The following is a 24,918-nucleotide window of genomic DNA, read 5'->3' as shown; positions in this document are numbered from 1 at the left end:
AAAAATGCCTAAAAGTTTACCGTATCATGACTTTTTGATGGCACGGCTAAAAAGCCCCAGTTATGTCGCAGTCTATCTCGAAACTCATTTTGAATTAGATGAAGGCGAAGAACCTGACGAAGCATTACTCAGACTTGCTCTCAGCAATGTAGCAGAAGCTCTAGGTCAACCAAAAATGACTCCTGAAGAATATGAATTGTACTTAAAAAAACTGGATGAATTACTGTCCCAGCAAGGAAGCGATACAATTTACAATCTGGGAACTTGGCTGAATGCTTTGGGATTGAAACTAACTGTTGCTGTTTGTAATGATACAGAGGATAATACTGCAAATGCTGAAATTCCCGCACAATTAAGTGTTTAGCAAAATTCAAAAAATGCCCAATTTTAAATATTCGTCACTGATTAATGCCACTGTTGAAACAGTCTGGAACTTTCACGAAAGGCCGGATATTCTGCAACTTTTGACTCCGCCTTGGCAACCGGTGAAAATCATTCGCCGCGAAGGGGGACTCGATGTGGGTGCAGTATCAGAATTTCGCCTGTTATTGGGGCCGATTCCTGTAAAATGGGTGGCGACTCACACTGAGTGCGAACAATATCGCTTGTTTGTTGATGAACAAACTGAGGGGCCGATGGCACGTTGGACTCATCGACACGAGTTTACCTCAGAAAATGGTAAGACTAGATTGACAGATGCGATCGCATTTTCGATACCGGGCGGCCCGATTGTCGATTTGTTGTTAGGTTGGTGGGTGGAAATGCGGTTAACAGATATGTTTTGCTACCGCCACGAAGTCACAAAAAGGGAGTGCGAGAAAGATGCAAACAACGGCTGAATATTACTGTGCTTTCTGCGGCGAACCGAGTACAACTTTTATTGATATCAGCGGTGGTATGGAGCAATCTTATATCGAAGATTGTCAGGTTTGCTGTCGCCCCAATGTTCTGTATGTCAGAATAGATGAAGATACCCTGGATATTGAAATAGATACTGACTATCAAGAATAAGTGACTATAAAAATGTAGGAATTGCCTTTGATTCTGATTTGGTAGAATTCATAAATCTTGAAGCTGCTGCTTCTACGAAAGCCTGAAAAATTCGAGAGTTGAATGAACAGTTGGGGGACATTTCGGGGTGCCATTGAATTGCTATCATCCAAGGGTGATAGCAGTGTTCCATTGCTTCTACCAAAGTGTCAGGTGCATTCGCTACTATTTGCCAATCGGATGTTACCTTCCTCACTGCTTGATGATGCCAGGAAACAACGGTTGTTGAAGTTTTCCCCATAATTTTTGCTAGCCGACTGGTTGGCTCAATTTCAATGGTATGCTCGATCGCACGTGGCGGAATTCCCGATCCGTGATTAACCTCGTCTCCGTAAGCATCCGGTACGTGAATCACCAAACTGCCGCCGCTGGCTACGTTCAACATTTGCATTCCCCGGCAAATCCCCAACACAGGTATGTCAGCCTTCAAAGCTAGCTTTGCTAAGCTTAATTCAAAATTGTCGCGTTCTGCATTAACTGAGTAAACTGTGTGATCGACATAACCGCCATAAAGTTCTGGGTTGATATCTCCGCCCCCGGACAAAATCAAACCATCTACTGCATCAAAAATACTAGCCGGATCTAATTGATTGGGCGGCAGTAAAATCGGAATGCCACCAGCCGCCTGAACTGCATCAATATAAGTTCCATTTAAGCGATATTCACCTGCTGGACAGCGGTTGTATGTTGTGATGCCAACAATAGGAAATTTTTTCATTTGCTAGAAACTGGGAGATATTTTTTTACATTAATACTCAGATTTGGCACTATTTGTAATCAGTGTTTCATGGGCGGGCTAGGAGCAACAGCCCACCATAAAACTTATTTATTGTGAAACAGGCATCTGGCCTGTTTCTTGTCTGATTACTTGTGATTGATTCTTACATTAAACTGAAAATTCCCTGCAATGCTGTCTAATTTGTAACAGTTTTAGTATTAGTTTCCGGCAGCGGTTTGCGCGTACACAGATAAGCCAGCGGCCCGAACAGCGGTACTAATGTTACTGCCCAAAATGCTATAGAACTCTGCATTCCTCGGCGCGCCCTATCGTCTCCTAATAAGGCAGGAAATAGTAGGCAAAGTATACAAAAATCTAAACTCATTACGTGGATAAAACGGCTGGTTTGCCACTGTGCAATAAAATCAGACCAATCGCCTTTTGTCAAGCCAAAGGCAACTAAACCAACAGCAGCTAATGTTAATAAAATTCCAGTAAAACGGGAGTCTAATATCTTTAAAAAGATATTTTTATGACCGGAAAATTCTGGATTCGGTTCGCGCAGGGCTAAATAAGGCAGCAAGGCAAAGGCGCCGACGCCAAAGGATAAAGTGGCAAATAACCATGCAGGTATTTTCTGGCCCCTGCCGTCAGCAAATAAGACGCAACTGTAGATGAGCGGCCAGACTCCCATGATGTTGAACAAAGCTACAATTAAAGGGTTGATGTCTGCTATTTTGCCTGTGGAAAGATTGGTAATTAGTGTTATGGTTTCTGGGCTGTCGGGTGGTGCAAATACAAAGGCGTAGGTGCTAAATGCAATCCAAATCAGCCAAAATCCAATTTTTCTGAACATAGTTATTTTTTCTGACTTCTGATATTACTATAGCAAGCTTAAAGGGTTTTTGAATAAGACTTTTTTTATTTACCGCAGAGGACGCAGAGGACGCAGAGGAAGAGAGGAGAATATCTGAATGTATTGCTATTTGGTATTGCGGGTTTTGGGCAGATTGCTAAATTTTTGCATAAATTGGCGATCGATCCAATCTTTCCAGTACCACAGCAGCGCCGATTCCCACATGAAAGATCCGCGAGAGGCGATAGCCCTTTTATTCCCAGTACCAATTAAGCCTAAGTATTGTTCTTGCGGCGCAAAGGGTTTCAGCGGTTTTTCCAATAAAAACTGCTGCAAGTTTTCAAACAGCGGTTTGCCCTGACGTACGGCAAACACGCCTGCTTTGGGACGGGGATAATTAACCATCGCTGCGATATCTCCAGCCGCAAATACGTTGGAGTGAGAGACTGATTGCAGGCAATCGTTGACTTGCATAAAGCCGTTTGAGTCGGCTGCTAAACCCGATTCCCTGATCCAATCGGCGGCGGATGCTTGTGTCACCCAAAAAATGCGATCGCACTCTAATTCTAAACCTGATTTACAGGAAATTTGGTAATCGGTAGGGAATTGAAGAGTGGTTTCCCTCTCAATCTTTTTTACAGCACAGACTTTTTCCTTTAAATGCAATTGAATGCCGCGACTGATGAGAATTTCTTGAAGGCGGCGACGCACCCGCTGATTGTGTCCCTGCATCAATTCAGCACCACTGTGAAACAAATGAATTTCTGATGATAAATTTTCTAAATTTTCTTCCCTCTTTCTTCTTCCCTCTTCCTTCTTCCCTCTTCCTTCTTCCCTCTTCCTTCTTCCCTCTTCCTTCCCCAATCGAGATTGCATATTTAATGCTAATTCTACGCCGCCTGCACCGCCACCTACAATCGCTATCCGCAGCGGTTTTTGGGGATGATTTGGCATTTCGGAAATTAACTGATTCCAGCTAGCTAAAAACTCCGGTACGGGTTTAGCTGCAATTGCATATTCAGCGGCACCCGGTACAGATAAAGTCGCAGGAGTGCTGCCGATATCCACCGAAAGCACATCAAAATTAACGGGAGGACAAGTTTGACAAATAACTAAATTTTTGTTAAGGTCGATCGCGATCGCCCGATCGACCACTATTTGACACCCGGCAAATTCAGCGAGCGATCGCAAATCGATGTGACATTGATCATAATCGTAAAACCCGGCAACGTGCCCCGGAAGCATCCCGGAATAAGGCGCGTGCAGCACGTCGCTAATCAAAGTCAAACGCACTCCCGGCAGCGGTTTGATACCGAACATTTTTAATACGATAGCATGACTGTGACCGCCACCAATTAAGACTAAATCTTTCACAATTACAGATGTTCGATCGAAATGTTCCAGCACCAATATTTTACAGCACTCCCACTCCTTGGGCCGCAAAGTCCGGTAAGGATAGCTGGCAGTGCGTAATTAATGATTTCCCAGCAGTTAGAGAGAATGCTGTCACTTACCCTCTGTCTCAGAGATTATACTTAGCTCAGTTGCGATGGGAGCACATCAATCCACCCATTTCGCTTAACCGATTCCACATTCAGCGCCAATGGCTGTAGACTGTAGAGCGAGCAAATTTTATCACCAAATTATGCCGGGGTGTGTTTCAATAGCTAACTCACCATTCAAAACTATGACATTACGCATCATTCCGCGCAGTTGGCAGCGATCGATTAAAACTCTTTTCCCGCTTCTGTTTGCCCTGTCATTCATTGTAGTATTGCTGACGAACAACTTAATTCCGGCGATCGCCCAGCAACCCCGCCAGGAAATTCGCGGCGTTTGGATGACGACAAACGACAAAGACATCCTCAGAGATCGTCGCAAACTAGGAGATGCTGTCAGCAAACTAAAACGGTTAAATTTTAACACAATCTATCCCGTTGTCTGGAATTCTGGCTATGCAATGTATCCCAGCAATGTAGCGCAGCAAAGAGATATTCAACCCTTTGTTTACAGAGGGTTAGAGGGACAGGATATGATCGGAGATTTAATCGCTCAAGCTCACCGCCAAGGCCTGCTAGTAATTCCTTGGTTTGAGTTTGGTTTCATGGCTCCTCCTACATCCGAATTAGCATTAAATCATCCCGATTGGCTGACACAAAAACAGGACGGCAGCCAAACATCAATCGGTGCAGGTGGCGAAGTAGTTTGGCTCAACCCCTTTCATCCAGAAGTCCAGCAATTCATTACCCAACTCGTACTAGAAATCACCACTCAATATAACGCCGACGGCATTCAATTTGACGATCACATGAGTTTGCCGTCTGAATTTGGATACGATGACTACACAATTGCTTTGTATACCAAAGAAACCAAAAAAGCGCCGCCCAAAGATTTTCAAAATCCAGCATGGGTGCAGTGGCGAGCCAATAAAATTACCGCTTTTATGTCGCAGCTAAATCAAGCCGTCAAAGCAGTCAAACCCCATGCAATTTTCTCAATTTCTCCTAATTACTACGAGTTTGCTTACAAACATCACCTCCAAGATTGGCTGACTTGGGTGCGTTTGGATATTGCCGACGAGCTAATCGTGCAAGTCTACCGTCCCAATTTAGAATCATTTGTAGGCAAGATTAACCGTCCCGAGATGCAAGAAGCACAGCAAAAAATTCCCACCGGAGTTGGGATTATGACAGGTTTGAGAAATAACCCAGTACCGATTCAGCAAATTAAATCTCAGGTGCAAGCAGTCCAAGAATACGGATTAGGCGTCGCTTTCTTCTACTACGAAAGCTTGTGGGAATATGCACCAGAACCCCTCGCCCATCGACTGTCTCAATTTAGTGCTTTCTTCCCGTCTTCTGCATTCCGAACAGCGCTACAAATACCCAGACGCGCGGCTACTTTCCCTCCGCCGCCACCACCAAAACCAGACCCGAAAGCTAAGCCAGAGCAACCTACCAAAAACAGCACACCTTCACCCTCACCAACCACGTACAAGATTTAAAGAGTCATCAGTCATTGGTAATTTTGTAGGGTGCGCCATTAGTCGGACAGTCCGACAGGGGTTTAAACCCCTGTCTCATAGCTGAAGTCGTCTAAAGACGACTGTAGCAATTCTATTAAAGCTGTTTTTGTAGAGAGTTAGCGCAGAATATATGTGTAACTCTAATTTTCAAAATAGAGATTACTATTTTAGTCGGTTTTAACCGACTTATGCTATTAGACAGGGACTTGAGTCCCTGGCGACCCGTGGCAGAATGAAACAGCTCTACTGGGGGCTAGGGGATACCGAGTTATGTTCCTATAAAATATCCGTATTACCAACAACTACCATCAATAAAAATGCAAACAAAGCAAAAAATTTTACTGCCAAAAATGGGCTGCGGCACTTGGGCGTGGGGCAACAGATTCCTCTGGGGCTACAATGAAAGTATGGACGAGGAATTGCAAGCCGCGTTCAATCTTTGCGTCAGCAGCGGTGTCACTTTATTCGATACCGGCGACTCTTACGGAACAGGGAAATTAAACGGACGAAGCGAACAGCTTTTGGGGCAGTTTTCTCAACAATATCAAGGTGCAAATAAAGAGAGTATTTGTATTGCGACAAAACTGGCTGCTTATCCTTGGAGACTGACGCGACACTCAATGATATCGGCTTGCAAAGCCTCTGCTGCGCGCCTCGGAAAAAATGTAGATTTGGTGCAAATGCACTGGTCTACAGCTAATTACGCTCCTTGGCAAGAGGGGGCTCTTTTAGACGGTTTGGCTGACCTTTACGATCAAGGATTGGTCAAGGGAGTGGGCTTGTCTAATTACGGGCCGAAACGGCTGAAATGGGTGCATCAAAGATTTAGCGATCGCCAAATTCCTATTGTTACTTTACAAGTGCAATATTCGCTACTTTCTACCTATCCGGTGACAGAACTAGGGTTGAAAGATGTTTGCGATGAATTGGGGATAAAATTGATTGCTTACAGTCCTCTAGCCTTGGGGTTGCTGACGGGTAAATATTCCGAAAACGGCTCTCTTCCTAAAGGTATCCGAGGTTTGGCGTGCAAGCAGCTACTTCCGGGAATGCGATCGCTTTCGGAGTGTTTGCGAGAAATAGCGGCCTTCAGAAACAAGAGTGTTTCGCAGGTAGCAATTAACTGGTGTATCTGCAAAGAAACTATTCCGATTCCGGGGGCGAAATCTGCGACACAGGCGAGGGATAATATTGGTGCTTTGGGCTGGGAGTTAGACTCCGGGGAGATTGCCGAGTTGGATAAGGCGGCGGCAAGTGTAGATAAAAAAATGGTGCAGAATATCTTTCAAACTCGGTAATATCTGAGATGTTGTACCATTCTCATGAACAGGCAAGATGCCTGTTCCACAAGACCTGAATTTACTTGTTCCACAAAAACTAAATTTTCTTGTGGGCCGTTGCTCCTAGCCCGCCCGTACCATTCTCATGAACAGGCAAGATGCCTGTTCCACAAGACCTGAATTTGCTTGTTGCACAAAAACTAAATTTTATTGTGGGGTAGGCTTCTAGCCCGCCCCTGAAAGCCTGATTTAGATCGCACAAAAATTTTCGACACACCGCACAAACATTTCTACACCCATCCCCAACGCAGTTTCATCAAAATCAAAGCGCGGGTGATGGTGCGGGTAAGCCAAGTTTTTCTCGGGATTTGCTGAACCCAAAAAGAAATAGCAACCTGGCACTTCTTGCAAAAAGAACGACATATCCTCGCCGCCCATTGTTTGACATTCGGGAACGATTCCTGCAGGAGTTTCGACAACTGATTCTGCAACGCCGCGCACCAATTCAGCTATTCTCGAATCATTAATAACTGGCGGATAAAGCGAACAATAATCTAATTGGTAATTTGCCCCGTGACTCTGACAAATTCCGGCAATTAATTGCTCGATTCGCTTGGCAAAATAACCTTGATATGCAGGGTTGAAATAGCGCACCGTGCCACCGATTTGAGCGGTATCGGCAATGACGTTGTGGGTGTGGCCTGCGTGGAAGTTGCCGACAGTTACTACCGCTGAGTCGATCGGGTCAATGTTCCGCGCGACGATTGCCTGCAAAGCGCTGACAATTTGGGCTGTAACTACGATCGAGTCCACAGTCTGATGTGGCATTGCGCCGTGTCCACCTTTGCCAAAAATCGTGCAGTCAAAAACTTCGACAGCAGCCATCAGCGCGCCACTGCGGACGCCTACAGTGCCTAAAGGCAGATTGTTCCACAAATGCAAGCCGACGATCGCATCAACATCAGGATTCTTCAAAACTCCCGCTTCAATCATCGGTTTTGCGCCCCCCGGCCCTTCTTCGGCGGGCTGAAAGATAAATTTTACTTTACCCGAAAAGCTGTGTTTGTGCTTGGCGAGATAACAAACAGTACCAAGGGCGATCGCAGTGTGGCCGTCGTGACCGCAAGCGTGCATAATTCCATCATGCTGCGATCGATAATCCACCTCATTTTCCTCTTGAATCGGCAAAGCATCCATATCCGCCCGAATTGCCAAAACCCGCCCCGGTTTGCCACTGTCTATAGTTGCGACAATACCAGTTTTAGCAATATTAGTTTCATGATCTATTCCCCATTCCTGCAACTTTTGCGATACAAACTGCGCCGTTAAATTTTCATCAAAACTCAACTCCGGCTTTTGGTGCAAAAGGCGACGCCATTCGACTAGCTGAGGCTGCAAATTTCTAATCTCCAGCCGCAATTGAGATAAATCGACAGACGTTAAATTCGGTAAAGTAGAAACCATGTTTTATTCTCCTTTTTTTTGATGAGGTTTTAGATTTAATCAATTGATAAATGGTAATCACTAATTATAGCAACCATGAATAATTTGTGAAACTCTCTTTTCTCTTTCTCTGCGCTCTCTGCGCTCTCTGCGGTTAAAATAAAATCTTCTTCAATCCTATCCCAGTTGTGCAGGAGATTTTTTTTAAATGAACCACAGAGGCCGCAGACTACGCAGAGGAAGAGAAGAATGAGAAATAAGCTGTCGAGCATTTAAATTACATATTGTCTGTTCCCCGTTTCCCGTTTCCTGTTCCCTTTCACCAAATCCTCACACCCTATTTAAATGCACAACAGCTTAGAGGTGTTTAGAATAGGGTTATTTAGAAGTCTGAGCAACTAAATTAACCCCTGGCAGTAACTGCTCTAAATCTAAATCTGAAGCAACTTTAGCTAATTTAGCAAGGTCAGTCGGGTCATCTAAATGCGGCAAAATACCCAACACAGGTATTTGAGTCAGGGACTGGATCAAATCAGGGGGCGCTAAATCGGCAATTTCTTGTTCGGAATAAGCTTTAACGCAATTGAGCACAATTCCTCTCAGCTTAAAACCAGTGTGTCTGGCGAGAGCCACATTCGCCACAGCTTGCCCGATCGCCCCCAACCTCACAGGTACTACCAAAACCCCCCTCAGCCGCCAATCCCTGGCAAGATCTGCCACAGTCAGTTCCCGCGTTACAGGCGATCCCAGCCCTCCCAAAGCTTCCACCAACACAAAATCCTTGCGCTCAGAGAGGCTTTGCCACGCCGTCCAGACCTTTTCGAGTTCGATACGTCTCCCCTCCCGTTCCGCAGCAATTGGCGGTGCTAGAGGCGCATCAAAGTGCACCGGATTGAGTTCTTCGGGGGATTGGTCGAGGGAAAACAAACGGGTGTAGAGTTCGCGATCGCCCGTTCCCGTTTGCATGAGTTTCATAATTCCCAAACTACGATCGGGAAAATACATTTGCCAATAAGCAGCCAGAGCGCTGGTCAAAACAGTTTTGCCCGCGTCGGTATCAGTTCCAGTAATTAGCAGCGAGTTCATTGGCAAATAGCTAACAAGTAATTGGCATCAACCTCAGTCTAGGGGAATTTTGCCAGAAGTTTAGAGTTCTGGCGATGGTGCGGGTGTTGGTGCTGGTTCCGGTGACGGCGCGGGTTCCGGGTCCGGTTGCGGCGACGGTACGGGTGTTGGGGCCGGTTCCGGTGTTGGTGCGGGAGTTGGAGCCGGTTGCGGCGACGGTGCGGGTGTTGGGGCCGGTTCCGGCGACGGTGCGGGTGTTGGTGCGGGTGTTGGTGCGGGTGTTGGGGACGGCGCGGGAGTTGGTTTGGGTGCGGGAGTTGGTGCGGGCGCCGGTTTGGGGGTCGGTTTGGGCGCTGGAGCCGGCGCTGGCGTCGGTTTTGGTGTCGGAGTTGGCGCTGGGCTTGGTTCTGGGCTTGGTTCCGGCAAAGGTTCTGGGTTCGGTTCCGGCAAAGGTTCTGGGTTCGGTTCCGGTAAAGGTTCTGGGCTTTGTTCTGGCAAAGGTTCTGGGCTGGGTTCCGGCAAAGGTTCTGGGCTGGGTTCCGGCAAAGGTTCTGGGCTTGGGGTTGGCAAAGGTTCTGGGCTTGGGGTTGGCAAAGGTAGCGGGTTTGGTACCGGAGTTAGTGTCGGCGTCGGATTTATGAGTGCTGGCGCTGTCGGAGTGGGTTTGGGGCGCGAATTGTTGAGAAATGAGCCGACTAAAGCCCAGGAACCAAAGCCCGTCAAGATTACTAAGCCCGCCAGCAGTCCGATCGCAGCAATGGGATTGTCCCAAAAATTGTCGGCAGCAGGCTCAATTAACGGGTCTGGCTGGTTTTTTTGCGGGTGGGAACTCTGGGCGGCGGGCTCTGGCGGCCTGCCCACGGCCACCGTTGCTATTAGCGAAGGGTTTGTCGGCACCACTGCTGGCGGCGCGGGCGGTACAGGGGGCTGGCTAGGTTTAGGATTAGTTTGGCCGTCGAGTGCTTGGGCGACTTCGCTGACAGATTGATATCGATCGCCCGGAGACCGGCTCAACATCCGATTCAGCACCAAAGCCAAACCCGTGCTCACTTGCACTTGCTGCTGCCAATTCCACTGCAGCGTTGTTTGATCGAGCAATTCCTGCGGTTCTTTGCCTGTCAGCAGGACGATCGCCGTTACGGCTAAAGCGTAGAGGTCGCTGCTGGCTGTTGCCCGCCCGCTTTGCAACTGTTCCATCGGCGCGTAGCCGATTTTACCGACAGTTGTCGCGTGGGCTGTTCCTTCGGGAGACTGGACTTTGGTGGCGAGTTCCTTCACCACTCCAAAGTCAATCAGCACAGGCATTTGGTCGTTTTCGCGCCGAATTATATTTTCTGGGGAGATGTCGCGGTGGATGATGCCGCGGGCGTGGATGTGAGCGAGTACCGGCAGCATTTGCCGGATAAATACCAAGACTTCGGCTTCAGTGAAGCTGCGACCCTTTGAAGTTCGATCGAGCATTAGTTCGCGGTAAGTCATTCCTTCCACGTAATCCTGCACTAAAAACAAACGCTGGTTCTCTTCAAATATTGCCCGAAACTGGGGAATTTGTGGGTGCCCAATTTGGTAAAGTATTGCCGCCTCTCTTTGAAACAATTCCTTCGATTTTTCCAAAACGTATGGCCCGCTTTGCACCGGAATCAATTCCTTCAGGGCGCAGCGTTCTTGAAACCGTCCCAAATCTTCTACTAAATAAGTCCGGCCAAATCCTCCTTGACCTAAAATATTCACCAAGCGGTAGCGGTTTTGTAGGAGAGTTCCAATAGCAATAGGTGGCTGCATAAGTTTAAGTAGAAACTGTTAAAAAATAGACGATCGCTCACAGACTTAGTAATGCTAGGTCTTTAATGCTCTTGAGCATACTTCACTATCTGTAGTCCCCAGTCCCGACCAAAGTTAGTATTTTACATTTTTTTGACATTCTTGGACGCCCGGATGGTCACAAACCGGGTTTTTTCACGAAAATACACAGGTTGCAACCCGCAGATCCGATCAAAAACCCGGTTTCTGCGTCAATATCTCAAGGGAGAAATGCACGATTTTTCGTAGAAACCGGGTTTTTTGACCTTAGCTCTAATAAATTGTCGCCCCTCGACCTAAGCCATACATCTCTATAAAGCTTGAGATGATTTATCGGAGATGTCTAATGCCAACTGTCTAATGCCAACTGTCTAATGCCAACTGACTACTGACTACTGACTACTGACTACTGACTACTGACTACTGACTAAGCTTTGCTTTCACCATGTCTTGAATTCTGTTACCGTCTGCTTTGCCCTTAAGCTGCTGCATTGCCTTGCCCATCACCTTGCCCATATCTTTTGCAGAAGTAGCGCCAACCGAAGCAATCACTTCGTCAACGACTTGACTCACCTCTTCGTCTGACATCTGGGGTGGCAAATACTCTTCAACAATTGCTAACTCCGCCTCCTCTTGTGCCACTAAATCTTCGCGGCCACCTTTGCGGTATTGTTCGATCGAATCCCGGCGCTGTTTGGCTATTTGCATCAAAATTTCCATTTCTTGAGCTTCTGTCAGCGTCTCTTGGCCGGAGGGACGAAGGCTGACTTCTTTTTCGAGAATAAATTTCTTGATGCCGCGAACTGTTTCCAAGCGAACTTTGTCCTTGGACTTCATGGCTGCTTTGATTTCTTCGTCAATGCGTTCTCTTAAGCTCATCGATTTCTACCTTGCTTTGCCCGATATCAAAAATCTGGAGTATGCTCCGATTCTTAACTTTTTTTACAGTATTTTTCCAGTTTATTGCCTGTTGGTGGCTTTTTTATCGCATTGAACCCGGATGCCTTGGGCTTTCGACTGAATTTGGGGTGGCTGCACTTGCAGCCTCAGCCCCAAATTGACTCACGCCAGAATTTTTAGACGCAGGGACACAAGTGCGATCGTACTTCTGCCAGTACAGAGTTCGCTAGAACACAGATTCCACACCCTGGGGGTGTCACACAGCATAATTACGCAGAAAACTCTATCTTTACAGTAATAAATTATGCCTTTAAAAAGTTTTTAATCCGTTAATGTACGGTATTCAAGTATAATTCATAGTTTTATTGGTGGATAAAAATAAGTAAAAACCGATTGTGACCGTTAAGGGAGCCGAATGTGGGGTAGAAACCCGATTTCTCGGACATATTTCTGCAAGTCCTATTCAATTCGCCTAACTTCACACTTGTGGCCGCCCCGAATGTTAAATCTCTTAAAAAATTGGCTGAATATTTCTAGTTTCAGATGGTAAGATAGCGATGGAATAAACGTCCTGCAAGAGGCCTGCTGTGATCCGTTCTGCTACTTTACCGCTTCCGCTTCCCGAGCCGCCGGTTTCCGCTCATGACCGTCTGCGGCTGTTCTCCGGTTCTGCTAATGTTCCCCTCGCCCAAGAGGTGGCTCGCTATCTGGGGATCGATTTGGGGCCGATGGTTCGCAAGCGGTTTGCTGATGGGGAACTCTACGTTCAAATTCAAGAATCGATTCGGGGTTGCGATGTTTACTTGATTCAGCCAACTTGCTGTCCGGTAAACGATCGCCTCATGGAATTGTTAATTATGATCGATGCTTGTCGCCGCGCTTCGGCCAGACAAATTACTGCCGTCATCCCCTATTACGGATATGCTAGGGCTGACCGCAAAACGGCCGGAAGAGAGTCGATTACTGCAAAATTAGTGGCTAATTTGATTACGGAAGCTGGGGCCGGTCGCATTTTGGCGATGGATTTGCACTCAGCTCAGATTCAAGGTTATTTTGACATTCCTTTCGATCACGTTTACGGTTCGCCGGTGCTTTTAGATTATCTGGCGAGCAAGCAATTGACGGATATTGTTGTGGTTTCGCCGGATGTTGGCGGAGTCGCTAGGGCGAGAGCTTTTGCCAAAAAGCTTGGTGATGCTCCCCTGGCAATTATTGACAAGCGCCGCCAAGCTCACAACGTGGCAGAAGTGATGAACCTTATCGGTGATGTCAGGGGCAAAACTGCTGTGTTGGTAGACGACATGATCGATACTGCGGGCACGATTTCTGAGGGCGCCCGATTGTTGCGCCGCGAGGGTGCGAGGCAGGTTTATGCTTGTGCTACTCATGCGGTGTTTTCGCCTCCGGCGATCGAGCGTTTGTCTAGCGGGGTTTTGGAAGAGGTAATTGTTACGAATACAATTCCTGTGCCTGAAGAGAACCGTTTTCAGCAGTTGACGGTGCTTTCGGTAGCCAATTTGCTCGGAGAAACTATTTGGCGGATTCACGAAGATAGTTCTGTTAGCAGTATGTTCCGCTAGAGGGCAAAGACAGTTTTTGAATGTTTGTTTTAGGGTGCGTTAACCAGAGTGTAACGCACCGTTTTTTTTGTGAAGAGTGCGATCGTTTCCCGCAAGTAATCAGCCCAGTCTCATCTAACTTTTACTCTCAAGTCCCATCAAATTCTTGTGGAGTGGGCGTCGCGCCCGCCCGGAAAATACAATTTAGAGGTCGAACAGCTTATCAAGTTCCTCGGTAAAATAACGCTTATAACTTTGTAGGGAGGACTCAAGTCCTCATAAAATTCGCTCGGAGTTGAGTTTTCACTACGAACCAATGTGACGATCTGCGATCGATCGCACTTGGTACCACCGGAACAAGAGATGGTAAAATTCTATCTTGTTGTTGGAAGAGGGCGACTTTTTTATATTCTAGATAAGTCTCATCACCATAAGGAGCCAATAGGGAAAAATCATGAAACATTCACTTGTACGAACAGTGGCCGCACTGGCAGGTTCAGCAATTTTAACACTTGGGGCGATCGGTTCGGCTAAAGCATTTACTTTTGACGAAACCGACATTAACCAAGACCGAGTAATTGTCATCGCCCAACCCCGCCCTTTCGGCGGCTACCAATTGCTAATTCTAGAACAAGTCTCTGACACGCGAAAATGCTGGAGCGAAAGTGGTTCTAATCCCGTGAAAGTCGATCCCTTATTAGTTAGTTTTGATTTCACCGGTATTTGTGGTCGCGCAACAGACAGCAACGGCTTTTCAATTCGCATGGCAGGCACAGATTTAGCATTAAAATACACCCTAAGCTTGGAAATTGTTGATGGCAATGTTCTTCTAATGGGAACTCCGGTAGATTACCAAGGTAAATCGGTGATTATCGGTCGCACAAACGGCGATGTTAACGACTTCATGAAAATCACTCTCGATCCTGCTTGGCGATTGAGTAAAAGAGCTTATCAAGGCCGCACATTAGGTCACTTTTATTTCACTACCAATCAATCCGCACCGGAAGAAATTGGCAATACCGGAGGCAATACCGGAGGCAATACCGGAGGCAATACCGGAGGCAATACCGAAGCAATACCCCAGCCAATACCAATACCAATACCGCAGCCAATACCGCAGCCAATACCGCAGCCATCACCGCAGCCAATACCGCAGGAAATACCAATACCGCAGCCAATACCGCAGGAAATACCAATACCGTAGGCAATACTGGCTTTTCTACAACTCGGAGATAGCTACCGATGATATCTACGCTTCCGAAATTAAAGAAGCTGTGGGCTTTGGGTTTGTATCCCGGTTTTCTCAAAATAATACCTTTCGACTGCAACTTGCTGTTACCAGAGAGCAATTGGTATCTTTAGTATTGGAATCCTGGAAAGGAGTACAAGATGCTATATCACATTTCCTAGCAATGTTTCTATCCGTCCCTATAGCGATGTTGATATTTTCCGCTGGAGTGCCTGAAAAGTTCTATTTGCGCGAAAAAACAAGATAGTTAGCTACTATCAAGATGGAACTTTTAAACCTACGCAGTCCGTCACTCGCGCTGAATTGATGGCGATGCTCTGTCGAGCGGCGGAATTTGGTTTCTCTGCCCGGGGAATGAACCGGGATTTAGTTGCTAAAAAACCGTCTAAAACTTTTTCATACACTCAGAATTATTGGGTTGCTTCCATTAGTGACAAGTTAAGGTGATGGGTAAATTGTCAAGGGGGTATTTACATTGGTTAAAAAATAGATGAAACTCAGAATAGGCAAGTAGTTGAGCAATTATGACCAGCCATGACCAAGACCAGAACTACCAATCGGGACCACGCGAAAAAGAAACAACGACCACTGATAGAGGATGAAGTAATTGCCCAGCAACTAGAAGCATTACTGACACCAGCCATGCTCAATCAGGAAAATTCCTACCGTCAGCTAAAACTTCGAGACCGAATTCTCAACTTGCCATTGATGATGGCTGCGGTCTTAACCTTACTATGGCGAGATGTGGCAGGGGTAAGAGAGCTGACCCGAATGTTAACGAGAGACGGCTTTCTGTGGTGTAATCCCACTAAAGTCAGCCAACAAGCACTCTCACAAAGATTTTTGACCTTTCCTGCTGAGCTGTTTGAACAAGTATTTAAGGATTTATTACCGCGTTTAAGAACAAATTGGCAGAGGAGAAATCAACGAACCTTACCAGAAAGTATTCAGTTTACATTAACAAGATTTGAGCAGATTTGGATTATAGATAGTTCAATATTAGAGGCATTGTTTCGGAAATTATCAAACTTAGAGTCAGCTAAAATAGGACAATTGGCGCGAAAAATAAGTACAGTAATTGATCTAGTAACTAGATTGCCAGTCGAAATTTGGTTTACCGAAAATGCGAAAGAATCTGATGTAAAACTTGAAGAGAATATCCTCAATTTAGTCAGCGAAAATACGTTATTACTATTAGACAGAGGCTTTTATCATTTTAATTTCTGGTTAAAATTAATTGAGCAAAAGGTTAACTTTATTACCCGAATAAAGAAAGGAGCCGCCATCAAAGTAGAGGAAGTATTTACCGATAGTTATGGACTGCGAGACCGTAAGATACGTTTGGGGTCTGGAACAAAGAAAACTCCGTTTATTACCTTACGTTTGATTGAAGTTCGTTCAGAAAAAACCTGGCATTCTTATTTAACAAGTGTGCTAGAGCCAGAAAAATTACCCCCTTATGTAGTAGCAGATTTGTATCGAAGACGTTGGCGGATTGAAGAAGCTTTTAATATTGTAAAAAGGCTGTTAGATTTCAGCTATTTATGGACGGGTTCAATCAATGGGATTAAATTACAGATTTGGGCAACTTGGTTATTTTATGCAGTTTTAGTAGATTTAGGTGATGCGGTAGCTGATGAACTAGCTCTACCTTTTGAGCAGATTTCTTTAGAAATGATTTATCGCGGTCTTTATCATTTTACTAGGGCTCATCATAAAGGTAAAGCAACAGATCCAATCAAGTATTTTGCTGACCCCCAAAATCGAGATTTAGGCATTATTAAACAGCAGCGAAAACCGAATGTTAAGTTAATTATTGCCCCTTTTCCTGAAAAGCAACGAGGGTCTGACCAATTCTTTTTTAAGAACTCTCCGAAAGCCTCTTGACAAAAGACTTACAGCCTTAACTTGTCACCAATGGGTTGCTTCTATTTTTACTCAAATGTTTTCTGATTGTTCTGTTGCTGCCGCTATTAACGAAATTGGCGATCGGTTTTCTCCGAATGATTCAGCAAAACCCAATTACGCGGAGGCCGCTACTTTGCGAATGCTGAAATGCGTTAAGGCTCAGTAGTAAAAAGTAGATACCCGACAACTTTTGCGAAGTCGGCTATCTGAGTATTTTGTTTTTTTTAGCTTGACATTTTACGCTACACCATAATCAGTATATGGCCGTTTGTATGGCGGTTGCAATCCCAAAATAATATCCTCTCTCGGTACTCCCATTGCAACTAATTCCTCCGCAGGATTTTCCTCGGTCAAATTTTGTTGGAGCCAGATTTTTCCATCTTTGATGTCAATGTGAATGAAGGTTTGATAAATCCGGGTTAAGTGTTCCCAGCCGACATTCATCCACTGATAATGATCTCGCTCTGTGTCTAAAATTAGTTGCACTTCGACTTCATGATCAGAAACATCTTCTTCGGCATAACGGGTGATTAATATTTGAACGTATTGACGATATTGAGCTAGTTTGTCCATTGTACAATTACCTCATTTGTTGGTTAATACTTATATGTTGTACTCTTGTCAATAACGGGCAAGATGCCCGTTTCACAATAAAATCAACTTTTGTGGAACGGGCATCTTGCCCGTTCCTAAACAAGTAATTGAGAAGGGTGCAAGATATCAGTTAATTTGGACTAAAGTCTTCAATACAAACCAGTTCGTAATCAGGAGTGTAGTGCTTATCATATCGTTTACTTGGGTTTCTTCTTAGATGGCTTTTTAGGAGTTTTCTGGACGGGGATTGTCTCTGATGCTTGCTGTGCGATGTCTGGGGTTACTTTACACAAGTCGTTCAAGAAAAGTTTTTGTTGCGATTCAAGTTCGTTTAGCAAGTTTGAAGCTGTTTCTAATATTTGTTTTCCCTGTCTGGCTTGAATAGTGGTTTTATTTTCGATCGCATCTAGCAACACAAAAATCGAAACTGTTTGCCAAATATCTAAATCGTCGCCGACGACATCGCAAGCCGAGACAATTTTGCCGTTTTCTGGGACGTGAATTCCTAAGCCGGAATCTTGAATTAACGGCTGGATTTCTGCTAGACTTAAATTCGCAAGGTCAGTAATTTTATGATCGAGCGATACTAAATCTGCTAAATCTGGCAAGTTGACTGATTCCGTCGCTAAAGGATCAAATTTAAAGGTAAGAGTTTGATTCAGCGGATCGGAAATGGCGTAAATTGATTGAATTTGCGATCGACTAACCGCACCTTTATCGAAAAAATCTCTGCCCTGCGGGGCGATCGCAATTTTTCCATTTTCAGCCACCTCCAAGCTTTCCAAACTAACCAGAGTCGCCGCCGTAGTCTTCACAAAAATCTCGTCCAACCCCAGCAAATCCGCCAATTCCTTCAAAGTTGGCGCAGGTTCAAACTCAACGCCCGCCCGCAAAATGAACTCTTCCAACACATTAAACTCGCGCGGTTCACTAATCGCCACCTCCAGCGGAGTTTGGCGGATTGCGAAGCGAAATTGACGCGCCGCCAACACTGACAAACCCGGATTTTGTTGCTCAATCTGTTCGGCTAAGGAACTTAAATTCGAGTCTATTAGTTTAGTTGAGGACGCTAGAAACATCTACAAAACCTCCGCAATGACGCACCGTTTTTGAAACTTCCTGATACATTTTTCCCACTGTACCTGTTTGTTGGGTAAATAAATCGTGGCACCCGACAACTACCAGCAATTCTTGAGCGCGGGAAAATGCCACATTCACCCGTTCCGGTTCCTTCGCAAATCCAATATCGCCCCTAACATTATTGCACACTGTGCTGACAATAATTACAGGTCTTTCCATGCCTTGAAATATGTCAACCGTACCAGTGCGGATGCTCAAAGCAGGGAATCTTTCGCCTTCAATTCTGTCTTTAATTGCATTTAATTGAGCAGCATAAAAAGTGATAATTCCGATTTCTTTCGGTGGTTCGCCGTCGGCAACTTTGGGCTGCCAAGCTGTGTCCATTTGTTCGCACAAACGCTCGATCGCATCAATCTCCTTGACATTCAACCGCGAAGTACCCTGTTTTTCCTCTTCAAATCCTTGTCCGATGGGCGTTTTCACCCACAGAATGTGATTATTTTCTTGAATGATTCTACCTGCGAGGTTGTGGGCGCGTTTGGTGTCAGCTTCCTGAATGCCACAGTTGAGTTTTTGCTGGTAAAACTGATTGATTGCGCCCATGATTTGTGGGTGCATTCGATACTGAGTTGTCAGCATTTTTTTGATGCTGTCGCTGGCATTTTCAAACAAAACTTTGAACAGCGATTCTTTGATAAAGCTAAGTTCGTCTCCGGTACAGCCGATGTCTTCGGCAATATCGTCGATCGTACTTTGATTAAACATCGGCGGCAATTGCCTGTGATCGCCCACTAATACTAACTTTCTGCCTTTCAAAGCGGGAATTAATAACTCTGGGGGAGTGCATTTGCTAACTTCGTCAATGATGACTGCATCAAAGCTGGGAAAGTTTTTAGTAAAATCGAAGCTAGCAGCCTGCACGCAAGTAATGCCGATAACGTTGGCATTGTCAATATAAATTTGCTTTAAATCGTTGCGGTCTTTTTCTGATGGATTGCGGAGTTTTTGAATCCAATCTGTCACAAAGCTTTGAGAACGATTTAAGGCTGTTTCTTCTTGTTCTAATTTCCGTTCCCAAGTTTTGAATAAACGCTTAATTTTGTTTAAAAAAGCTACGGTGAATAATCCTGTATTCGGAACTTCTGGCTGATATTGAGTCGGGATAGTTTGCCATGCTGACTCCCACCAATTTCTTTCAACAAGTAATGCTGCTGTCGGTTGCTGCTGTTGCAGTTGAGCGGTAATTTCGCTCAATTCTGTTTGAAGTTCGGCGAGTTGCTGCTGCGAAGTTGCAGCCGCAATTTGCAGCGGGGATAAATGCTCGTCAAGAGTGTTTTTGATTGTCTCTAAAACCCCAAAAGGATCGAGGTCAGCAATTGATTTTTCAAGCTGAATCGTGCTGGCTTTCCAAACCTCAACTTGCTTGACCAACTGCTGCGGTTGCTCCCAGATGTTGGATTTTTGGGCGAGATATTGTTCGGTTAAAATCCGCAACTTTTCAGGTACATTTGGCTGTTGGACAATTGCTTGCAACAAATTAGTAACTTCGCTAATTTTTAAGTTTGCCTCTTGCTGCGCTGTTTCTACCTGAAGTTTAGCGGCGGATATTTGCTGCTGGTTTAAGGTTTGACCGATTTTATCTAATAATTGTTGCTGTTTGATAAGCTGCTGTTCGGTTTCGGTTTTCAGGGGAACCACGCACTGACGGGCATTTGCGAGGATACTGTGCAGCAATTCTTTGACTAGGCGATCGAAGGTAGCCTGGATATTGTTTGGCTGCAAGGATTCACTATAAAATTGTTGAATGCTACCTAAGAAAGTGCGAGCTTTTTCGATGATAAATTTGCGCTGACTTTGGCTGACTTGGGAGTAGCTGGCGAAGTCTTTGGCTAGTTGCTGCCACTGTGTACGATCGCCCGCAGAGAGCACGATCGGCGTTTGACTCAAATTTAGATGCAAAAACTCGCTAAACCGGAACTGTTGCCCTTGTATGTCCTTAAAACCTGCGCTTTCTTCGTGGGCTACCGCCTTTTGCAACCGATCCAAATCGGGCAAATTGATTTTGCATTTAGGTGGCACGATCGGCAATTTGAGCGATCGGGCAATTTTCAGCAATCCTGCGGGCAATTCTACCATATCATCCGTCAGCATTGCGCCCGTTTCCCAGCAAGTTTTCACGACTTCATAGAGCCCCGTATCTGCCGTCTCAATCCACTGTGCAACGGCGACAACAACGGCTGCAATTTCCGCTTTTCGCAGTTCCAAATTCTTGATTTTCTGTTCGAGATTGTGGCGATGTGTCTGATTTTGCCGATCGCCCAATTCGAGTTGATTCACAGCCTCAGACATCTGCCGCGACACCCGCAACGACTCTGCAACCGCCGACATAGCGTGACAAATATCATCAGCGCGATCGAATGCTGTCTTAAATTCCGATATTTGCGCTGCTACATTTTCCTGCAGCCAAACCGCAATCCCAAACGCGCCGCAAGCAGGGCGATCGAAGCCTATTTGAGTAGCATAGCTGGCGGCAATGCGAACATTTGCCATAAAGTTTTCTACTAAAACATTGCCTTCCGAATATGGTTTTAGTCGGGGCATAAACTCGGCAACTTCTGGAGATTCCCAGTTGACATTCGGCGCATCCAGCAAATTTCCTAGCCCACTAACTAGAGATTCAATATCGCTTTTTTCGGTTAAAATTAGTTCATAATCTGCTGCTTGCTGGTTGCACTTTTCCTCAATATTGGCTTTACTGTCGTGCAGATGTTTGAGTTCATTAAAAAAATCTCTCTCTGCCGCACAGTAGGCGGTAAATCGCTCTGATTCTGCCACCAACTGCCGCAAAGATTTGACATTAGTCAGGCGCTGCGAGAGCTTTTGTTCGCAGTCAGTCGCCGTATTTTGCAGCCAAGTGCCGATCGCATTTTCCTCTAAAAACGGCTGCCCTTCTTCCTGCACCTTATGAGCTTTTCCCTTCCGCAAAGCCCGAATCGCCGGATTGTGAACTAACCGACTCAAAGCATTGTCTACAGCTAAATTTGCTTGCGAAGCAATGAGCGTTTTGCCACCCTGACGGGCAATTTGATAGCAAATCTCCGCAATCACAGTCGTTTTGCCCGTTCCCGGCGGGCCTTGAATCAAAATTAAATCCCGCGCCGACAGCACGGTTTCTACGGCTGCAAGTTGATCCTCATTAGCATTGCGATTTAATAAGTTTTCGCGATCCAATTTAATCAGTTTTTCGGGCATTCTCGCCTGAGAAGAGTCGAATAAAAACTCAGTCAAATATGGATTTTGAGCGCGACCATCTGTCAGCATTTTTAAAGCTTTTTTCTTGCGTTCGATCTGACTGATATCGCCCGCCGCTTCAAAATACAAGAATCCTTGTTTGGGCATTTGATATCTGCTGCCCGCCATGCGATCGCCTAAATCAACATCTAACTTAATGCGTAATTTACCATGTTCAAAGTCAATTTCAGCGATGCTACCCAATGTCTCGCCATCGCGGCTGCTTCTGCTTCCGGGCGGCGAATCAAACAGAATAATTTCTTCATTTCTGGCTTTTTTCAGCCTTTCGCGAAAGTCGCCCACTTCTAAGGAATTTTCATCGTAGCCATCTAGAGTTGCGGAATTACGATCAATTTCAAAAGTGACGATTTTAAAGCCTGAACCGTAATTATGACCGCGAAAAGGCACGCAAAATTGACGCGCTTCCGCGATGCGTTTTTCCACATTTAAAAAAGTATGCCAAACTTTTAGTTGTTCCGTAGTTGGTATGTGTCTGTCGTCCCAAAACGGCATTTGTTGCACGCGGGCGATCGACTTTCCAGGAATTGGCGATCTACTGTTAGCCAAAAGTCGCAACTGAACCGGCAAAGCATACCCATCTTTCCTCCCTCTGGGAACCGCCACCAAACCAGCATCCAGCAGTTTTAAACCGCCGATTCCGTCTTCACAGCGTACAGTTGCTAACAACCGCAAAGTGCGATCGGCTTTTTGCAACAATTGAGGTAATTCAAAATCATCTCCATCCGTAGCAAGGAGCAATTCCCAGATTTCTTCTTCAGAAAATCTCTCATTTACCTTTTGGCGACGCACGTAGAAAAGATTGTGGGATTTGCCAGCTATCTCCGACATCAGAATTTCCGCACGTTCTCTGCATTCCCAATCGCAATATTTCCCTAAAGCCGCTTCTCCTTCTATATCCCGAATAAACTTATTAATTGTGCGATCGCCACTAAATTTATATCCCCAATCTTCTGTTACTAAAGATGGCATATTTTGATTTTAGATTTTAGATTTTAGATTTTAGATTAAATTTAAGATTAGCACATTGGAACTTGTGCCGACAGAACCGCTACATCCCAATAAAAATTAAGGTGTGCATTGCACACCCTACGACCATCGCCAACTACCGTAAAGGTGACGGGCGATCGAATTAAACAGTTGAGAATCAAAAGGGCGAACGATGGGACTTGAACCCACGAATGGTGGTACCACAAACCACTGCCTTAACCACTTGGCTACGCTCGCCGTATCAGTTTTAACTATAGCATCAGATCTCAGCACAAGTCTAGGGGTAAGGCAAAAATATTTTGAAATATTTCTGAGCGTCCCTGAACCAGACAGATCGATTGTGCCTCAAATTCCAAGCACAGTAAGAGTTTAGCACAATTTTCGCTCTGTGGGATCAGGGTGAGCGATCGGCAATAATCTCACTCCCAGCAGTAGTGCGGCCTGGGTTCGGCAGCTTTGGCAGCGTCCCGATTCGATCCAGCGCATTAAAATAGCCTTATCAGCCCAGGTGCATCTAAATTTTACACTCCAGTTTGATAAAACTCACCTCTGGCACCATTTTTAAGAACAAGCAAGATGCCTTTTCCACAAAAAAGGAATTTATTTTAGGGTGGACTCTTCTAGCCCGCCCCTAAAAGCCTGATTGAGAATGGTGCAACATCTCAGATGAAATGCTTGTGGGGTGTCCCGCCCGCCCGAAAAATACAACGCCAGAAGCGGGACAGTTATCAACCATCCCTATTCTCTCTTCTCTCTTCCCTCTTCCTTCGCGCAGCTTCGCGTCTTCGCGGTTCGTTTAAAAAAAAGTCTTGTCCGCAATATAAAATCTAAAATCAATATGAGCTACTGTGTCAACCCTGAATGTCAAAATCCTCAAAACTCCAACACCGCAAAATTTTGCTTAAACTGCGGCTTTAACCTGTTGCTGAGACAGCGATATCGCCCGATTGAACTTTTAGGTAGAGGCGGATTTGGTAAAACTTTCCTAGCAATTGATCAAGACATCCCATCTCTACCCCGCTGTGCAGTCAAGCAATTTTATTTTTACGACCGTGACCCCGAAATTTTCAACAAAGCCGTTGAATTATTTCGGCAAGAAGGCCTCCGTTTAGACGAGCTCGGAAAACACCCGCAAATCCCCACATTATTAGCGGGATTTGAACAAGAAGGTCATATTTATTTAGTTCAAGAGTTTATAGAGGGATCGACTCTTAAACAAGAATTAGACCAGAGTGTCTACGATGAAAATCAAATTTGGCAACTGCTGCAAGACTTATTGCCCGTGCTGCAATTTATCCACGACAAGCGCGTCATTCACCGCGACATCAAACCCGAAAATATTATCCGCCGCCAATCGGACAACAAACTCGTATTGATCGATTTCGGCATTGCTAAACTGCTGACAGATTCAGCCATACTCCGTTCAGCAACGCTCATCGGCAGTCAAGATTATGTAGCTCCCGAACAAATGCGTGGCAAAGTATTTCCTGCTAGCGACCTTTACAGTTTAGGTGTTACTTGCATTCGCCTAATGACGCAAGTTCCTCCCTTGGATATGTACGACTGCAACCACGAGCGCTGGTGGTGGCGCGAGTTTCTTCCTAAAGCCACGAGTATTAGCGACGAGTTAGGCGAAATTTTAGATAAATTGCTGCAAACTCGTCTTACTCAGCGGTACTGTTGTGCTACGGAAGTTTTGGACGATATCCAAGCAGCTTTAGATATTCGCCATCAAAATTTGCTTTCGCCCGAACAGCCGATGATCGCTCCTACTCTTAATAATAGCGACAACTCAACCGATATCAGCGCGCTACAAACTCCTGATTCTTCAATTTCACCGACCAATGCCGTCCCCAATTCGGCAGAAAATTTTTCCTTATCTGTTACTTTAAATACTTCAATTATCGAGCCAACCCTAATTTCGGTACGGGGAGTTGATTATACCAAATTGCGAGATTTTTTGTCTAACAAAAAGTGGAAAGAAGCCGATCGCGAAACTTGGGGTCTGATGTGTCATACCAATTTTATGTGAAGTTGCATATAATAGAGAGATAGCTTTTATGGTGCGTTTATGAGTCGTAGTTTAAAAATC

The 24,918-nt window shown here is 45.3% G+C and carries 20 protein-coding genes, 1 tRNA gene and 1 pseudogene; 11 read left to right on the top strand and 11 right to left on the bottom strand.

All coding sequences use genetic code 11. The annotated features are described in order from the left end of the window. Positions 1-4 precede the first annotated feature (4 nt). Genes QUA90_RS13740 through QUA90_RS13730 form a run of 3 tightly spaced genes read left to right on the top strand, consistent with a single transcriptional unit; the run spans position 5 to position 1,011 of the window. Positions 5-364, top strand: a complete 360-nt coding sequence (locus QUA90_RS13740) for a transcriptional regulator (RefSeq protein WP_333446024.1) — start codon at positions 5-7, stop codon at positions 362-364. A 13-nt stretch (positions 365-377) separates the two neighbouring features. After that, on the top strand, positions 378-839 hold the full coding sequence (locus QUA90_RS13735) for an SRPBCC family protein (protein WP_333446021.1): 462 nt from the start codon (positions 378-380) through the stop codon (positions 837-839). Continuing rightward, positions 823-1,011 (top strand): CPXCG motif-containing cysteine-rich protein, encoded by a 189-nt coding sequence (locus QUA90_RS13730; RefSeq protein WP_333084521.1) that lies wholly within the window; start codon positions 823-825, stop codon positions 1,009-1,011. The genes QUA90_RS13735 and QUA90_RS13730 overlap by 17 nt, the downstream gene beginning before the upstream one ends. A gap of 4 nt (positions 1,012-1,015) precedes the next feature. Here QUA90_RS13730 and QUA90_RS13725 read toward each other — a convergent pair whose 3' ends face one another. From QUA90_RS13725 to QUA90_RS13715, 3 genes are all read right to left on the bottom strand, one after another. Next, positions 1,016-1,768: a gamma-glutamyl-gamma-aminobutyrate hydrolase family protein gene (locus tag QUA90_RS13725; RefSeq protein ID WP_333446019.1), complete on the bottom strand. Its 753-nt coding sequence runs from the start codon at positions 1,766-1,768 to the stop codon at positions 1,016-1,018. A 196-nt stretch (positions 1,769-1,964) separates the two neighbouring features. Continuing rightward, the gene (locus QUA90_RS13720) at positions 1,965-2,624 is read right to left on the bottom strand and encodes a DUF2834 domain-containing protein (protein ID WP_333446017.1); all 660 of its coding nucleotides are present in this window, start codon (positions 2,622-2,624) and stop codon (positions 1,965-1,967) included. 126 nt (positions 2,625-2,750) lie between these two features. Continuing rightward, entirely contained in the window at positions 2,751-3,998 is a 1,248-nt protein-coding gene (locus QUA90_RS13715; RefSeq protein ID WP_333446015.1) for an FAD-dependent oxidoreductase, read from the bottom strand. Positions 3,999-4,006: 8 nt separating this feature from the next. On the opposite strand from QUA90_RS13715, the gene QUA90_RS13710 reads away from it, so the two are divergent. The 3 genes from QUA90_RS13710 (at position 4,007) to QUA90_RS13700 (ending at position 6,947) form a co-directional block, all read left to right on the top strand. Further along, entirely contained in the window at positions 4,007-4,237 is a 231-nt protein-coding gene (locus QUA90_RS13710) for a hypothetical protein (protein WP_333446013.1), read from the top strand. Further along, entirely contained in the window at positions 4,228-5,628 is a 1,401-nt protein-coding gene (locus QUA90_RS13705) for a glycoside hydrolase family 10 protein (RefSeq protein ID WP_333446011.1), read from the top strand. Before QUA90_RS13710 ends, QUA90_RS13705 begins: the two co-directional genes overlap by 10 nt. Positions 5,629-5,966: 338 nt before the next feature. Then, positions 5,967-6,947 carry an aldo/keto reductase gene (locus QUA90_RS13700; protein ID WP_333446009.1) on the top strand — a complete coding sequence of 327 codons (981 nt, stop codon included), beginning with the start codon at positions 5,967-5,969 and terminating at the stop codon, positions 6,945-6,947. A gap of 231 nt (positions 6,948-7,178) precedes the next feature. On the opposite strand, the gene QUA90_RS13695 is transcribed toward QUA90_RS13700, so the two are convergent. The 4 genes from QUA90_RS13695 to QUA90_RS13680 form a co-directional block, all read right to left on the bottom strand. Beyond that, a complete protein-coding gene (locus QUA90_RS13695) occupies positions 7,179-8,393 on the bottom strand; it encodes a M20 family metallopeptidase (protein WP_333446007.1) in 1,215 nt (404 codons plus the stop codon). Between the two features lie 357 nt (positions 8,394-8,750). Continuing rightward, the gene (gene bioD / locus QUA90_RS13690) at positions 8,751-9,458 is read right to left on the bottom strand and encodes a dethiobiotin synthase (RefSeq protein WP_333323382.1); all 708 of its coding nucleotides are present in this window, start codon (positions 9,456-9,458) and stop codon (positions 8,751-8,753) included. A 60-nt stretch (positions 9,459-9,518) separates the two neighbouring features. After that, positions 9,519-11,219, bottom strand: a complete 1,701-nt coding sequence (locus QUA90_RS13685; protein WP_333446005.1) for a serine/threonine-protein kinase — start codon at positions 11,217-11,219, stop codon at positions 9,519-9,521. A 438-nt stretch (positions 11,220-11,657) separates the two neighbouring features. Further along, positions 11,658-12,116 carry a GatB/YqeY domain-containing protein gene (locus tag QUA90_RS13680; RefSeq protein WP_333282125.1) on the bottom strand — a complete coding sequence of 153 codons (459 nt, stop codon included), beginning with the start codon at positions 12,114-12,116 and terminating at the stop codon, positions 11,658-11,660. A 608-nt stretch (positions 12,117-12,724) separates the two neighbouring features. On the opposite strand from QUA90_RS13680, the gene QUA90_RS13675 reads away from it, so the two are divergent. From QUA90_RS13675 to QUA90_RS13660, 4 genes and pseudogenes are all read left to right on the top strand, one after another. After that, positions 12,725-13,717, top strand: a complete 993-nt coding sequence (locus QUA90_RS13675) for a ribose-phosphate pyrophosphokinase (RefSeq protein ID WP_333084536.1) — start codon at positions 12,725-12,727, stop codon at positions 13,715-13,717. Positions 13,718-14,150: 433 nt separating this feature from the next. Next, positions 14,151-14,900 (top strand): DUF3747 domain-containing protein, encoded by a 750-nt coding sequence (locus QUA90_RS13670; RefSeq protein WP_333446003.1) that lies wholly within the window; start codon positions 14,151-14,153, stop codon positions 14,898-14,900. 285 nt (positions 14,901-15,185) lie between these two features. After that, positions 15,186-15,392, top strand: a pseudogene (locus QUA90_RS13665) (S-layer homology domain-containing protein); the annotation flags it as partial. Between the two features lie 141 nt (positions 15,393-15,533). Next, positions 15,534-16,832, top strand: a complete 1,299-nt coding sequence (locus QUA90_RS13660) for an IS4 family transposase (protein ID WP_333446086.1) — start codon at positions 15,534-15,536, stop codon at positions 16,830-16,832. A gap of 258 nt (positions 16,833-17,090) precedes the next feature. On the opposite strand, the gene QUA90_RS13655 is transcribed toward QUA90_RS13660, so the two are convergent. The 4 genes from QUA90_RS13655 to QUA90_RS13640 form a co-directional block, all read right to left on the bottom strand. Next, entirely contained in the window at positions 17,091-17,426 is a 336-nt protein-coding gene (locus tag QUA90_RS13655; protein ID WP_333323374.1) for a XisI protein, read from the bottom strand. A gap of 218 nt (positions 17,427-17,644) precedes the next feature. Then, positions 17,645-18,526, bottom strand: a complete 882-nt coding sequence (locus QUA90_RS13650) for a hypothetical protein (RefSeq protein WP_333446001.1) — start codon at positions 18,524-18,526, stop codon at positions 17,645-17,647. Next, positions 18,504-22,808 carry an AAA domain-containing protein gene (locus QUA90_RS13645; RefSeq protein ID WP_333445999.1) on the bottom strand — a complete coding sequence of 1,435 codons (4,305 nt, stop codon included), beginning with the start codon at positions 22,806-22,808 and terminating at the stop codon, positions 18,504-18,506. The genes QUA90_RS13650 and QUA90_RS13645 overlap by 23 nt, the downstream gene beginning before the upstream one ends. A gap of 182 nt (positions 22,809-22,990) precedes the next feature. Further along, positions 22,991-23,063 (bottom strand) — tRNA-His (locus QUA90_RS13640). Between the two features lie 601 nt (positions 23,064-23,664). Here QUA90_RS13640 and QUA90_RS13635 point away from each other — a divergent pair. After that, positions 23,665-24,858, top strand: a complete 1,194-nt coding sequence (locus QUA90_RS13635; RefSeq protein WP_333445997.1) for a protein kinase domain-containing protein — start codon at positions 23,665-23,667, stop codon at positions 24,856-24,858. Positions 24,859-24,918 lie beyond the last annotated feature (60 nt).

This window comes from Microcoleus sp. D3_18_C4, from assembly GCF_036702355.1.
Classification (GTDB): domain Bacteria; phylum Cyanobacteriota; class Cyanobacteriia; order Cyanobacteriales; family Microcoleaceae; genus Microcoleus.
The sequence above is the reverse complement of the archived record's forward strand: the minus strand, read 5'-3'. Positions and strand labels throughout refer to the sequence as shown.